General features: G+C 61.1%; 9 protein-coding genes. 5 read left to right on the forward strand and 4 right to left on the reverse strand.

The window, feature by feature from the left end:
- Positions 1–13: 13 nt before the first annotated feature.
- Complete coding sequence (locus IEX04_RS01980) at positions 14–499, reverse strand: nucleoside deaminase (RefSeq protein ID WP_188683283.1); 486 nt, start codon at positions 497–499, stop codon at positions 14–16.
- A gap of 469 nt (positions 500–968) precedes the next feature.
- Here IEX04_RS01980 and IEX04_RS01985 point away from each other — a divergent pair, with 469 nt between their 5' ends.
- Genes IEX04_RS01985 through IEX04_RS01995 form a run of 3 tightly spaced genes read left to right on the forward strand, consistent with a single transcriptional unit; the run spans position 969 to position 5,969 of the window.
- Positions 969–2,345 carry an MFS transporter gene (locus IEX04_RS01985; protein ID WP_188683285.1) on the forward strand — a complete coding sequence of 459 codons (1,377 nt, stop codon included), beginning with the start codon at positions 969–971 and terminating at the stop codon, positions 2,343–2,345.
- Position 2,346: 1 nt separating this feature from the next.
- Positions 2,347–4,482, forward strand: a complete 2,136-nt coding sequence (locus IEX04_RS01990; protein ID WP_188683287.1) for a molybdopterin oxidoreductase family protein — start codon at positions 2,347–2,349, stop codon at positions 4,480–4,482.
- Positions 4,479–5,969 carry an FAD-dependent oxidoreductase gene (locus IEX04_RS01995; RefSeq protein WP_096254774.1) on the forward strand — a complete coding sequence of 497 codons (1,491 nt, stop codon included), beginning with the start codon at positions 4,479–4,481 and terminating at the stop codon, positions 5,967–5,969. Before IEX04_RS01990 ends, IEX04_RS01995 begins: the two co-directional genes overlap by 4 nt.
- Before the next feature lie 264 nt (positions 5,970–6,233).
- Here the strand turns inward: IEX04_RS01995 and nirD are convergent, their stop codons facing one another.
- A complete protein-coding gene (nirD, locus tag IEX04_RS02000) occupies positions 6,234–6,611 on the reverse strand; it encodes a nitrite reductase small subunit NirD (RefSeq protein ID WP_096254773.1) in 378 nt (125 codons plus the stop codon).
- Between the two features lie 358 nt (positions 6,612–6,969).
- On the opposite strand from nirD, the gene nirB reads away from it, so the two are divergent.
- A complete protein-coding gene (gene nirB, locus IEX04_RS02005) occupies positions 6,970–9,585 on the forward strand; it encodes a nitrite reductase large subunit NirB (protein WP_096253909.1) in 2,616 nt (871 codons plus the stop codon).
- A 63-nt stretch (positions 9,586–9,648) separates the two neighbouring features.
- Here the strand turns inward: nirB and IEX04_RS02010 are convergent, their stop codons facing one another.
- Together IEX04_RS02010 and IEX04_RS02015 are read right to left on the reverse strand one after the other, a co-directional pair.
- A complete protein-coding gene (locus IEX04_RS02010; RefSeq protein ID WP_188684047.1) occupies positions 9,649–10,638 on the reverse strand; it encodes an aldo/keto reductase in 990 nt (329 codons plus the stop codon).
- A gap of 102 nt (positions 10,639–10,740) precedes the next feature.
- The gene (locus tag IEX04_RS02015; RefSeq protein WP_188683289.1) at positions 10,741–11,511 is read right to left on the reverse strand and encodes a VOC family protein; all 771 of its coding nucleotides are present in this window, start codon (positions 11,509–11,511) and stop codon (positions 10,741–10,743) included.
- A gap of 210 nt (positions 11,512–11,721) precedes the next feature.
- Here IEX04_RS02015 and IEX04_RS02020 point away from each other — a divergent pair, with 210 nt between their 5' ends.
- Positions 11,722–13,245 (forward strand): long-chain-fatty-acid--CoA ligase, encoded by a 1,524-nt coding sequence (locus tag IEX04_RS02020; RefSeq protein WP_096253911.1) that lies wholly within the window; start codon positions 11,722–11,724, stop codon positions 13,243–13,245.
- Position 13,246: the final 1 nt, after the last annotated feature.

A 13,246-nucleotide genomic window follows, 5' to 3' on the forward strand; every position in this document is an offset into this window, starting at 1 on the left:
GGTCCTGGACCTTCTAGTAGTCGGTCCGGGATTCTTGCGAATCCCATGCCTTGAACGGCTTCAGATGCTCATTGCTTTCAGATTGGAAGCAGTTCACCGGCATCAGCGAGCGGTTGGATTTAGCCTCGAAGTATTCGTAGAACACCGCGTCGTCAAATCCGGCGGCAGCCGCATCATGCCTATTGGCAGCGAAGAAGACCTTGCCGATGCGGGCCCACAATGAGGTGGCCAGGCACATCGGGCAGGGTTCGCAGCTGCTGTAGAGCACGCAACCGCTCAAATCGAAGGTCCCCAGCGCAGCGGCTGCGGTGCGGATGGCCACCACTTCGGCGTGCGCCGATGGGTCATTGTTGGCCGTGACGCGGTTGACGCCTTCGAAGATCTTGCCGTCGGCCGTGACCACGACGGCGCCAAATGGCCCGCCGGCGTTGTGGACATTTGTGGTGGCAATATCGATGGCCATCGAAAGATAGTCTTGGCCAGTGGTAGTAACGCTCATCGCGTGGCTCCTCATGCTTTGGACAAGACCACCGCAGCGCGCTGTTTGGCGCTAGCTACCGGTTGCACTTGTCACCTGAAATCGATCAGTTGCATGCCCGGTAGATAGCGACCCATTTGGTGGGTGCCCGCCATAGACAGCTACGAGATCATCAGTGGATTATGACGCACGCAACACTTATTTTGAAATCACTTTTTCGCATCATGAACAAATAATTGCCGTTTCGCCACTCATCCGGTCTCCCACTAGCTGCGATCCGGATGGTGTGATCCTTCCTGTCATCACCTCAAATCCCGGAACTAACCGCTTGACTCGACGCTCCGGTTTCCAACACGTTACGACCGCCTATCGGTACATCGATCCCCCGCGTGAATTTAAGTTCCCTTCGGCGCAACAACCCGAGCATCTAGGCGAAATGCCGGTTTGAGAAGCTCAGAGGCATCAAGTGTTAGAGAAGGGATCAGGTAACGTGAGCGCACAGCTAGAAGCATCTGCCACATCGCAGGCACTACAGGTCCAGCCGGGGCGCTGGGTCAGCAATTGGACTCCTGAGGATCCAGAATTCTGGAAGCACACCGGGTCGGCGGTAGCCAGCCAAAACCTCAAGTGGTCTATCTTTGCCGAGTTCCTCGGATTCAGTGTTTGGCAACTTTTCGCCATCGTCGTGGTCTATCTTCCGGTGGCCGGATTCAGCTACAGCACCACCGAGTTGTTCTGGCTGATCTCCATCCCGAGCCTCGTCGGAGCGACCCTGCGCATCCCCTACACGTTCATGGTTGCCCGTTTCGGCGGACGCAACTGGACGGTGATTTCCGCGTTGCTCTTGCTGATTCCGACCGGCGGCATTTCCATGGCATTGGCTGATCCGTCCACTGAATTCTGGATCATGCTCAGCCTTGCGGCGCTGACCGGCTTCGGCGGCGGAAACTTCGCTTCATCGATGGCTAATATCACCTACTTCTACCCTGCTTCCCGCAAGGGTTGGGCGTTAGGCCTGAACGCAGCCGGCGGCAACCTTGGGGCGGCGGTCGCCCAGCTGCTCGTACCGGTCATTGTCACGGTCTTCGCAGCCGGGGCGTTGCAACTTCCGCTAGCAGGACTGCTCTGGATCCCACTGATTCTGGTGGCCGCGTGGGGTGCGTGGAAGTACATGCACAATCTGACTTCGGCACGCTCAGATATTCGCGGCGCAGTTGCCTGCCTGAAGGTCAAGCACCTGTGGATCATCTCCGCACTGTACGTGGGAACATTTGGTTCCTTCATCGGATTCTCCGCAGTATTCCCCAAACTGATCGTTGACACTTTCCCCGAATATGCAGCCTTGCCGCTGGGAACCGCAACCATCACCCTGGCCTTCCTCGGCCCACTGGTCGCTTCCCTGGCCCGTCCATACGGTGGCAAGATCGCTGACAAACTCGGCGGTGCACGCATCACGGTGGCAACCTTCGCGGCCATGGCCTTGATTACCTGTGCGCTAGTGCTCAGCCTGCCGCGGGCGAACTTCTGGATTTTCCTCTTCTTATTCTTGCTGCTCTTCACCGCAAGCGGCATCGGCAATGGCTCGACCTATCGTATGATCCCGGCAGTTTTTGCCCTGAGCGACGAGGGACAACAGGCAGGCCAGGTGGATTCTTCCCGCAAGGCTGCCGCAGCCCTCGGTTTGATCTCGGCCATCGGCGCCTATGGCGGCTTCCTGATTCCCCAGGCTTTGGGCCTGTCTATATCAAGCACCGGCGCCTACACCGCGGCATTTATCATCTTCATCGCTGTCTACCTGCTACTCATGGCCACTGCATGGTTTACCTATGCCCGCTCAGGCAGCCGATTCGCCAAGCACGGAGTCTAAGATGACCGCCACACACTGTCCCTACTGCGCCCTGCAGTGCGGCATCACCCTTGAACCGAACTTGCAGGGAAACAGCCCGGAACCCGTGAGCCTAACGGGCCGCGACTTTGAAACCAATGGCGGGGCGCTGTGCCGAAAAGGATATAGCGCCGCCAAGCTGCTCGATCACCCCGAACGCCTGCAGGCACCCCTGCTTCGCCAGGCCGACGGAAGCTTTGCCCAGATCAGCTGGGAGCATGCGCTGGATCTAGTTGCCCAGAAGGCGCTGAACATCCGAGCTGAATCCGGAGCCGACGCACTAGCGGTCTTCGGCTCCGGTTCGCTGACCAATGAAAAGGCCTACCAGCTAGGCAAGTTCGCACGGCTGGCCTTGGGCACCTCGCGCATCGACTACAACGGCCGGTTCTGCATGTCCTCGGCTGCCGCCGGCACCAACCGCGCCTTCGGCTTGGACCGGGGACTGCCCTTCCCGCTAGCCGATCTGGATGGGGCCGGGATGATCCTGATGCTCGGTTCCAACGTGGCCGATACGATGCCTCCCTTTGTCCGGCATCTGGCTGGGGCCCGGGATAACGGCGGCCTGATCGTGGTTGATCCACGCCGTTCTGCAACTGCCAAACTTTGTGCCGATAATGCTGGCTGGCATCTGCAGCCAACCCCGGCCACCGATCTTCCGCTCCTGCTGGGCTTGGCTCACGTGCTGGTGACCGAGTCCCTGGCCGATACCTGCTATTTAGCCGCCCGCACCAACGGTTTCGACTCACTGAGAAGTTCACTAGCTGGCTGGTGGCCGGAACGAACTGCCCAGGTCACCGGCGTCCCTGCCGAACAGATTCGGCACACCGCCAGAGCTCTGGCCCAAGCCGCTAGCGAAGCGAAAACCGGCGGCAAGCCGGTCTACATACTCACCGGCCGCGGCATTGAACAGCATTCCAACGGCACCGATACGGTCACCGCCGCGATCAACCTCGCGCTTCTGCTCGGCTTGCCCGGAACCCTCGCCGGCGGCTACGGCACCATCACCGGCCAGGGCAATGGGCAGGGTGGACGGGAACACGGGCAAAAGTGCGACCAACTTCCCGGCTACCGCAAAATCACCGACCCCGAACACCGTGCGCATGTAGCCCGCGTCTGGGGCGTTGACCCCGAGACCATCCCCGGCCCCGGGCTTCCCGCCGTTGAACTCCTTGACGCGCTAGGTACCCCGACCGGTCCGCGCATGATGATGATCCACGGGGCTAACCCGGTGATCTCCGCACCCGATGCGTCACGCGTGATCCAGGCCCTGTCCAGGCTGGATTTCTTGGTGGTCTGCGACTTCTTCCTTTCAGAGACTGCAGCCCAAGCGGACCTGGTCTTGCCGGTGCTGCAATGGGCTGAAGAAGAAGGCAGCATGACCAACTTGGAAGGCCGGATCCTGCGCCGCCGAGCTGCCCTGGCGGCACCAGAAAATGCGCGCAATGAACTGTGGATCCTCTCTCAGCTCGCCCAACGTCTGAACGCTCCAGGGCGGTTCTCCCCCGATGCCCAAGAAGTCTTCGAGGAACTCAAATTGGCTTCAGCCGGCGGCTTGGCGGACTACTCGGGGGTGCGTTGGGATGACCTCGATGCCGGGGCAGCCATCTACTGGCCGTGCCCTGCAGGCACCGAGGTCAGGGCCGAGCGCGGCATCCGAAATGGCACCCCGCGGCTGTTCCTTGATGGCTTTGCCCATGAAGACCAGCATGCTGTGCTGGTGCCAGTTGTCTTCCAGCCGGCACCCCGGAAGAACAACTCGTCCGTGTCACTAGTTACCGGCCGCTTGCTTGAGCACTATCAGTCCGGCGCGCAGACTCGCCGCGTTCCCGAGCTAGCCCAGGCCGCACCGGAACCACGACTTGAAATTCATCCGACAACCGCCCTAGCCCACCAGATTGCCCAGGGGCAGAAGGTCGTGATCAGCAATGAACGCGGTGCCGTGACCGCCCGCGCACTGCTGACCGTCGATGCCCGGCTAGACACGGTTTTCCTGCCCTTCCACTACCCGACGTCAGGTACCGCAAATCTGCTGACCGAGGCGAAGGTTGACCCGCACAGCAGGATGCCTGAATTCAAGCACGCCCATGTTTCGCTGAGCGCTGTGAAAGAGGAACAATGAACGAGCAACGCCCGCAACGCATTATTATCATTGGCTTCGGTCCCGTCGCAGCTTCCCTCATTGAGGGCCTGCTGCCCGCTGCGGCGTCCGGTCAATGCGAAATCACGGTGATCAGCGCCGAAGACCAGCTGGCCTACAACCGTGTGCTGCTCGCTGAGCTGGCGGTGGGGGCCGCCGAGTTCGCGCACCTGAGCATGGCGGATCCGCAACGCCTGGCCGATGCCGGAATCGAAGTGCGCTTGGGTGTACGGGCTACCGGCATCGATCGTTCACGCCGCAGAATTCATCTGGACGACAACGACTTCGTGTCCTACGATCGGATTGTTTTCGCCACCGGCGCCCGGGCCGTGGTCCCGACGCTCAATGGCCTGAACTTCGAACCACATACCGACGCTTCCCTGCCTGCCGGCGTATTCGCCCTACGCACGGTCGAAGATGCCCATCAGCTGCGCAAATCGATCGGTCTGGGCCAACGCATTTTGATTCTCGGCGGAGGTGTTCTGGGCATCGAGGCAGCCCTGGCAATTGCACGTACCGGGGCGCAGCCGGTACTGGTGCATCATGGTCCAACACCCCTGGGGCGCGTCGTGGATGCAGACGGAGGGGCGTTACTGACACGTAATCTGCGTGAAGCCGGTGTCGAGGTCATCCCGGGAGCCAAGGCAACCGGCGTTCAAAAGGATGCACGGGGTTTCACCGGCTTAATGACATCCACCCACGGGCTGATCCAGGCAGATGCCCTGCTCATTTCCACGGGTGTGAGAGCCAGAACAGAGCTGGCATCGGGCTGTGGTTTGCCGGTGGGCCGTGGTATCAAAACCGATGAATTCCTATGCGCCGATACCGAGGGGCGAATTTTCGCCTTGGGTGACTGCGCCGAAGTTTCCGGACAGCCGCCGGTCGGATTGCTGGCCCCGGGGTGGGCTCAGGCCGCATTTTTGTCCCAACTATTGTTGCAGCTGACTAGTTCGGCCGCATCCGAGCCGCTTGCTGCTCCTGACTTCTCCGCGTCCGACGTACTGATGCTCAAGGGCCAAGGCATCGAGCTGACCGCCGCCGGTGATATCAGCGCCGGTTATTGGGACGATACGGACTTGCAGGCCACCGTCTACGCAGATCCTGCACGCGGACGCTACCTCAAGATCGTCACCCGCCAGGATGCGATTACCGGATTCCTGGCCATGGGATTGCCGCAAACCAGTGCCGAACTTGTGCTGGCCTATGAACGGGGCACCGCGTTGCCGGAGGACCGCTCCAGCCTGCTGCGCCTAGATGATCCGGCAACGGATCAAATCTCGGCGATCCCCAGCGATGAAGATCAGCTGTGCCGGTGTTCCGGTGCCACGTACGGACAGGTGTCCCATGCGGTGGACGCTGGATGCACAACCGTCGCGCAGGTGGGAGAAAGCTGCCGTGCGGGCACCGGATGCGGAGGGTGCAAATCAAAAATCGAAGAGCTGCTTTCCAAGGCTCCGTCCCTGGCGTAATGACTCTGCTGGTGGTCGGCGCCTAGCGAGCCGGCCGCCATTTCGCCTGTCCTGCCCAGCCACGCAAAAGCGTAGGGACGAAAGCTCTATGCCTTCGTCCCTACGAATAGATGATGATGCGAGTTGCATTATTCTTGCACGCCGCCACCGCCCAACGCGGCAGCCGGCGTTAGCTCGCTGCAAGCAGTTCCGTCTCGTCCTGGATCTCAATCCAGCCTTGCCAGGCCGAATGCTCAACGTCGAGGATACGGTCTGCATTTGAGCTCATTTGCTCTGCTCCATCCATAGTTGTCCCTCGATTTCCACGAGCCGCTGCACCGGCAACGGCAGCGAATCGGTGTTCAGACATTCCCCGTTATCCAAGCGGTACACTTCCTTGTGCAGCGGGCAAGCAACTGTGGACACGTTAGATCCATCGACCACGGTGTCGCCCAAAATGCCGCGGGCTATGACCTTCGCGCCACTGTTGGGGCAGTGATGCGAGGTCGCGTAGAAGGCGTCTTCTTCGGTGCGGAACAGGGCCAGTTGTCTGCCTTCAAGCAACAGCGCTTCTCCCCATCCGCGCTCCAAGTCTGCGCTGCTGCAAAGCGGAACCAAGTTCAAGGTTGCTTCCCGAGTTACTTCTGCAATTTGCGTACTCATGAATGTCAGTCCTTCGTGGTTGGTGTTCGCTGATAAATCGAGCTTAGAAGCCGCATGTTTCGCCCGATACCAATCGTGATTGCTAGTGGGTAAAGCATCGCTAACAACAAATATGAGCACCGTGAATTCATTTTTCTTCCGGCATTCCGCCGGTTTTTCCTAATCTTTTCGCATCACCGAATCGATTTCCCGGCCGAATGATTCGATTATGTTTCGGCAGCTTCACTAGGCCGCTGGTCCACGGTGGAGAGAATTGCTCCGGCCGAAACACGGGTGTAATTGCGGCGCAAAACGTACTTTCTACAGTGGACTCATCAGCCTGAAACTCACCGTTTCCCAGCGAAAGTCGAAATAGATCATGGGTACACCACGCACTGCACGCAATGTCCTGGTTATCGGCGGCGGCCCCGCAGCTCACCGTTTCACCGAAGCGCTGGCCAGCCGCGCACCGCAGGACTTGAGCATCACAGTTTTAACCGAAGAAACCCACCTTCCCTACGACCGCGTGGCACTCTCCCAGGCGCTGACCAACCCCGGGGTCGATCTCACCCTCGGCGACCCGAAGCTCTGGGAAGCAGCACATGTCACCTTGGAAACCAATGCCAAGGCCATCGCTATCGACAGCGTGAAGCGCACGGTGTCGACCGCGGATGGACGCACCTTCGACTATGACGACTTGGTGCTTGCCACCGGATCCAATGCAGCCACGTTGCCAATCACCGGCAACGAGCACACCTTCGTGTACCGCACGCTGGAAGATGTCTGGTCCATCGCCGAAAAGGTCAAGGAACTGAAGACCACGTTGGGCCGCACCCCGGTGGTCGCTACCATCGGTGGCGGCCTGCTCGGGTTGGAAGCCGCCGCAGGCGCCCAAGCGCTGGGGGCAGAAGCGGTAGTCATTGACGGCGGCAAATGGTTGATGGGCACCCAGTTGGATGAAGGTGCTGGCCAGGCCATGGGCCGGTTGATCGAGCAGACCGGATTCACGGTGCACAACGGAGTCTTCCCGAAGGAAATCATCACCCTCCAGGAGCTTGGCGGCACGGCTGTCACCGGCGTGCTGATGGCCGATGAACGCCTGATCGATGCCGACATGGTGGTTGTTTCCATCGGCGTGCGTCCGCGCGATGAGCTGATCCGCAACTACAACGCGGCACTAGATGAGGCCGGCAGTCAGGCGCCGCGCTTCGGCATGGGTCCACGCGGCGGCGTGGTTATCGACTCGCATTGCGCCACCGACATCGAGCACATCTGGGCTATCGGTGAGGTCGCGAACTACGACGGGTTCTGCATCGGCCTGGTCGCTCCGGCCAATGCCATGGCGGAAATCGTCGCCGAGCAGCTGTCCGGCGGAGACGCGCAATTCGCCGGTTTCGACACCGCGACCAAGCTCAAGCTTTCCGGCGTGGATGTAGCCAGCTTCGGCGATGGCTTTGCCCGCGCCGAGGGCGCGCTGGAAGTGGTCTACGCGGATGCCCCGCGCGGTCTGTACCAGAAGCTGGTGGTTTCGGCCGATGCCAAGACGTTGCTGGGAGGCATTTTTGTTGGCGATGCCAGCCCTTACCAGTCGCTGCGTCCGTTGCTCGGCCGGGAACTTCCTGGCGAGCCAGGTGCCTACCTGAGTGCCCCGGGCGGCGAGGCTCCGGAGGGCGAGCTGCCCGATGATGCGGTGCTGTGTTCCTGCAATTCGGTCACCGCCGGCACCATCCGCGATGCCGTCTCCGGTTGCGGTTGCTTCGAGGGCGCGGCTCCCGTGACCACCGTCTCCGGGCTGAAGGGCTGCACGCGGGCCGGAACCCAGTGCGGCTCATGCGTGCCCATGCTCAAAAAGCTCATGGAAGCGCAGATGCTCAAGGACGGCGCGGAAGTTTCCTCCGCGTTGTGCGAGCATATCGCCTTCTCACGCCCGGAGCTCTATGAAGCGATTCGCGTTGGCCGGTTGCAGACCTTCAGCGAGGTGATGGATCGTTTCGGCACCGGCACCGGATGCGATATCTGCAAGCCGGTCATCGCCAATATCCTCTCCTCGCAGACCAGCGTGCACCCGATGGATGCCGGCCTTGCCGGCGCGCAGGACACCAACGACCGGGTGATGGCCAATATGCAGAAGGACGGCACCTATTCGGTGGTGCCGCGCATCCCCGGTGGCGAAATCACCCCGCAGAAACTTGGCGTGATCGCCGCGGTGGCGCAGAAGTACGGCCTGTACACCAAGCTCACCGGCGGCCTGCGCATCGACATGTTCGGTGCCCGCCTGGAGCAGCTGCCCGAGATCTGGCGCGAGCTGGTGGACGCCGGGTTCGAATCCGGCCAGGCGTACGGCAAGTCGCTGCGCAATGTGAAGACCTGCGTGGGTTCGTCCTGGTGCCGCTACGGCATGCTCGATTCCACCGCGTTGGGCATCGAGATGGAGTTGCGCTACCGCGGCCTGCGCGCACCGCACAAGCTGAAGATGGGTGTTTCGGGATGTGCCCGCGAGTGCGCCGAGGCTCGCGCCAAGGATATTGGCGTGATCGCCACAACCGATGGCTGGAACCTGTATGTGGGTGGCAATGGCGGCGCCAACCCGGCTCACGCCCAGCTGCTCGCCAGCGGCCTGGACGAGCAGACACTGTTCAAATACATCGACCGCTACCTGATGTACTACATCCGCACCGCGGACAAGTTGCAGCGCACCGCGCATTGGCTCCAGGATCTGCAAGGCGGCCTGGAACGGGCCAAGCAGGTGGTCATCGACGATTCCCTGGGCCTGGCCGAAGAGCTGGAGGCAGCCATGGAAACGCACGTGGCCAACTACGAGGATGAATGGGCCGCAACCTTGGCCGATCCGGACAAGCTGCGCCGTTTCCGCTCCTTCGTCAATGCGCCGGAGGTGGCGGACACCGAGCTGGAGTATGTGGCCGAGCGTGGCCAGCATCGCCCGGTTGGCCCGGTGCCGTTGGGGACAACCATTCGTGTCGGCGCGCCGCACTAGGAAATGAAAAAGCCCGTGCGGCCGGCCCTCAGGGACCGGCCGCACGGGCCGTTTAAACGTCGATTACCAGCGTGGGTGGATGGCCGCGCGAAGCTTCGTGTCATAGAGCTCGCGTACCGAGGCGTTAAAGCCGCCGGAAATTTGCAGCGATCCGGCGGCGGCATTGGCTCGCGCCTGATCGGCGGTGCGCGCCCCGGGAATGATCGAGCTAATCCCCTCCTGGGCGGCCAACCAGGCCAAGGCCACCTGGGCGCTGGTTGCCTCGGGCGCCTCAGCGGCGGCCAGCTGGGCGAAGTTTTTGGCCGCGTCTAACCCGGTGGCGTAGTCCACGCCGGAGAAGGTCTCGCCCACGTCGAAAGCCGAACCGTCGCGGTTAAAGTTGCGGTGATCGTTATCCGCGAACGTGGTGTTTAGCGTATAACGGTTGGTCAGCAGGCCACTGGCCAGCGGTACGCGGGCGATAATTCCCACTCCGGCCGCGCGGGCTGCGGGCAAAACTTCTTCCAGCGGCTTGTGCCTAAACGCGTTGATGATGATCTGCACGGTGGCGATATTCGGGCGGGCGATCGCGGCCAACGCCTCGTCCACGGTTTCCACCGAGACACCGTAGTTAGCCATCCGGCCCTCGTCGACCATCGTATCTAGCGCGTCATAAACCGCATCGGTGGAGTACACCGGGGTCGGTGGGCAGTGCAGCTGCACCAAATCTAGGGTGTCCACGCCCAGGTTGGTGCGCGAACGATCGTTCCAGGCGCGGAAGGCGTCCAGGTTGTAGGCCTCGGGAAGCTGCTCCACGCGGCGGCCCATTTTGGTGGCCACGGTGAGATGCGCCTGCGGATTGGCCTTCAACCAGCGGCCGATCAGCGCCTCGCTGCGTCCGTCGCCGTAAACATCGGCGGTGTCAAAAAAGCTGACGCCCGCGCCGTAGGCGGCGTCGAGCACCGAGAAAGCGTCGGCTTCATCCACCTCTCCCCAGTCGGCGCCCAGCTGCCAGGTGCCGAGGCCTATGACGGAAACGGTTTTATTGGTTCGTCCAAGTAGTCGTTGTTGCATAATTTCGAGCATACCGCCTAGCGCCGCGCTGACTTGTAGGTACCCCGGCGATTATGCGCCGAATGGTGCTGGAAATCAGCTGGTTGGCTCGGCTCCACCGCCCTAGTTATTAGCCGCGATGACGTAGAACTCGGCGCCGGTGGGATCGGCGATGACGGCCACCCGGCCAAAGTCTGAATCCATCGGCGCACTGATTTCGGTGCCTCCGGAGGCAACCGCCGTGACTACCGCCTGGTCCACGTCGGCTACGTTGAAGTAGACCTTCCAGCCAGCCAAACTTGGATCGTCAAAGTGCGAGATGTCCATAATTCCGGCCCGCGCCTGCTCACCGGAGCCGAGCGTTTGGTAGCGGAACTGATCGTTATCGCTGAGCACCTCTAGCTCCCAGCCAAGTGCCTGGCTATAAAACTTCGTCGAGCTTTCAAACTTTCTGGTGTGCAGTTCATGCCAGGCGGGAGTGCCCGGCTCGCCCTGGCTCTGATAGCCGGTGTGCCCGGCGAACTGCCAGAGCCCCACCCCCAGTCCCGAGGGATCTCCGATCATCGCCATCCGCCCCTGCTCGGGGACTTCGACCGGCGGCAGGTAGACCTGACCACCATGAAATTCGGCCTTGTCGGCGAGCGCTCCGATGTCATCGGCGCGCAGGTAGGTGCTCCAAACGTCCGGGTAGTCGTTGTCTGGATCGTTGCTCATGAGGCCCGCGACGGCCAGCCCATCCTTGGTCGCGGTCAGGTATCCACCGTCATTCTCCTCGTCGCCCACCTCGTAGTTCCAGCCGAAGAGCTGGGAGTAGAAGGATTTGGCGGCATCAAGATCTCTGGTGAGTAAATCGATCCAGCACGGTGCGCCGGGCGGAAAATCGGGTATGGACATTTTGTCCCCTTGGTTTGCGAGTTGATTAGTGATGACAGGCTGAGTCTAAGTCTGTCCCGCGGGGTATTCAATGGGCTCTGAGCAGAATAATGATACTCAGTACCTTGATTTGGAACAAAGTGTCAGTACGCTGTTAAGGTGACCTACCTCACGCACTTGCTTGTTTTGCTTTAGGAGCCCCCAGTGATTCGTTCGAACTCAAACCTGACCATGTCCGTGGCCGCGCTATTGGCCGAGAGCGCGGTGCGCCATCGTGAGCTCAAAGCAATCACCGTCAATGGGCAGAGCACCAGCTACGGGCAGCTTTGGGATGAAACGCGCGCCTACGCCGGTGCCTTGCGCGAGGCGGGCATCGAAGCCGAGGATCGGGTGGCGGTACTCATTCCCAACGTCACCGATTTTGCGCGCGTTTACTATGCGATCCTTTCGCTGGGTGCGATTGTGGTCCCGGTGCATGCGTTGCTGAAGAAGCAAGAAATCGCCTATGTGCTTGATGATGCCTCGGCAAAAATGCTCATCTGCGCGGCGCCGCTGCTCGGTGAAGGCGCCGCCGGGGCGGAGCTTGCCGGGGTCCAGCTGCTCAGCGTCTTGGCACCGGAGGAGTTGAAGACCGACCGGCTCGAAGATCGGGCGGCCAAAGCCAGCCCGATCACCACCTACGTTCCGCAGCACCCAGAAAATATCGCCACCATCCTTTACACCTCCGGCACCACCGGAACACCCAAGGGTGCGTTAGGCACACACCTGGCGCTGGTAGAACAAACCAGCACGATGCTGCTGGACACCATCGATATGCGAGTGGGTGACAAGATTTTTGGTGGGCTGCCGCTGTTCCACACCTTCGGGCAAACCGCGGTGCTCAACACCGGGATACGTGCGGGTGCCGAGATCGTGCTGTTGCCAAAATTCACCGCGAAGGGCGCCCTAGATCTGGTGCTCGACGAAAATATCGACATCTTTTTCGGTGTGCCGACGATGTATGTGGCGCTGCTCGAGGCCGGAAAGACGCGGACCGATAATCCCACCAAGCTTCGTTATGCGGTCTCCGGTGGGGCCGCGCTGCCGGTGGCGATACTCACCGCTTTCCAGGACCGCTTTGGTGCGCCAATCCATGAGGGCTACGGGCTGACCGAAACCTCGCCGGTGGCAGCCTTTAATCAGCTCGGACGCGAACCTCGGCCCGGAACCATCGGCACCGCTGTCTGGGGCGTGGACGTGGAGATCGCAGATCCGGGATACCCGCAGGAAATCCGGTTGTTACCCACCGGGGAGCTGGGCGAACTGGTGGTCCGCGGACATAACCTTTTCTCCGGGTATTTGAACCGTCCGGAAGCTACCGCCGAGGCAGTGGTAGACGGCTGGTTCCGCACCGGGGACCTGGGCACCAAAGACGAAGACGGTTACCTGCGCATTATGGACCGCACCAAGGATATGATCCTGCGCAACGGCTACAACGTGTACCCACGCGAGGTCGAAGAGGTGCTGGTCGGGCATCCGGAAATTTCTAACGCCGCCGTGTACGGGATCCCGCACGAGGTGCACGGCCAGGAGATCGCCGCGTCGATCACCTTGGAACCCGGCTCAACGTTGACGGCGGAAAGTATTCGCGCCTGGATCAGCGAGCAGATCGCCGCATACAAGTATCCGCGGCATATTGAGATCGTCAGCGAATTCCCGCTGGGTCCCAGCGGGAAGATCCTCAAGCGTGAGCTGGTGGCTAAGCACGGCGCCTAGT

The sequence above is a fragment of the Glutamicibacter ardleyensis genome (assembly GCF_014644555.1).
GTDB classification, from domain to species: Bacteria; Actinomycetota; Actinomycetes; order Actinomycetales; family Micrococcaceae; genus Glutamicibacter; species Glutamicibacter bergerei.

What these genes read in the sequence shown, in the direction of transcription:
- IEX04_RS01995 (WP_096254774.1), top strand. Translation starts at nt 4,479, where the DNA reads ATGAACGAGCAACGCCCGCAACGCATTATTATCATTGGCTTCGGTCCC.
- IEX04_RS01980 (WP_188683283.1), bottom strand. Translation starts at nt 499, where the DNA reads ATGAGCGTTACTACCACTGGCCAAGACTATCTTTCGATGGCCATCGAT.
- nirB (WP_096253909.1), top strand. Translation starts at nt 6,970, where the DNA reads ATGGGTACACCACGCACTGCACGCAATGTCCTGGTTATCGGCGGCGGC.
- nirD (WP_096254773.1), bottom strand. Translation starts at nt 6,611, where the DNA reads ATGAGTACGCAAATTGCAGAAGTAACTCGGGAAGCAACCTTGAACTTG.
- IEX04_RS02010 (WP_188684047.1), bottom strand. Translation starts at nt 10,638, where the DNA reads ATGCAACAACGACTACTTGGACGAACCAATAAAACCGTTTCCGTCATA.
- IEX04_RS02020 (WP_096253911.1), top strand. Translation starts at nt 11,722, where the DNA reads ATGTCCGTGGCCGCGCTATTGGCCGAGAGCGCGGTGCGCCATCGTGAG.
- IEX04_RS02015 (WP_188683289.1), bottom strand. Translation starts at nt 11,511, where the DNA reads ATGTCCATACCCGATTTTCCGCCCGGCGCACCGTGCTGGATCGATTTA.
- IEX04_RS01990 (WP_188683287.1), top strand. Translation starts at nt 2,347, where the DNA reads ATGACCGCCACACACTGTCCCTACTGCGCCCTGCAGTGCGGCATCACC.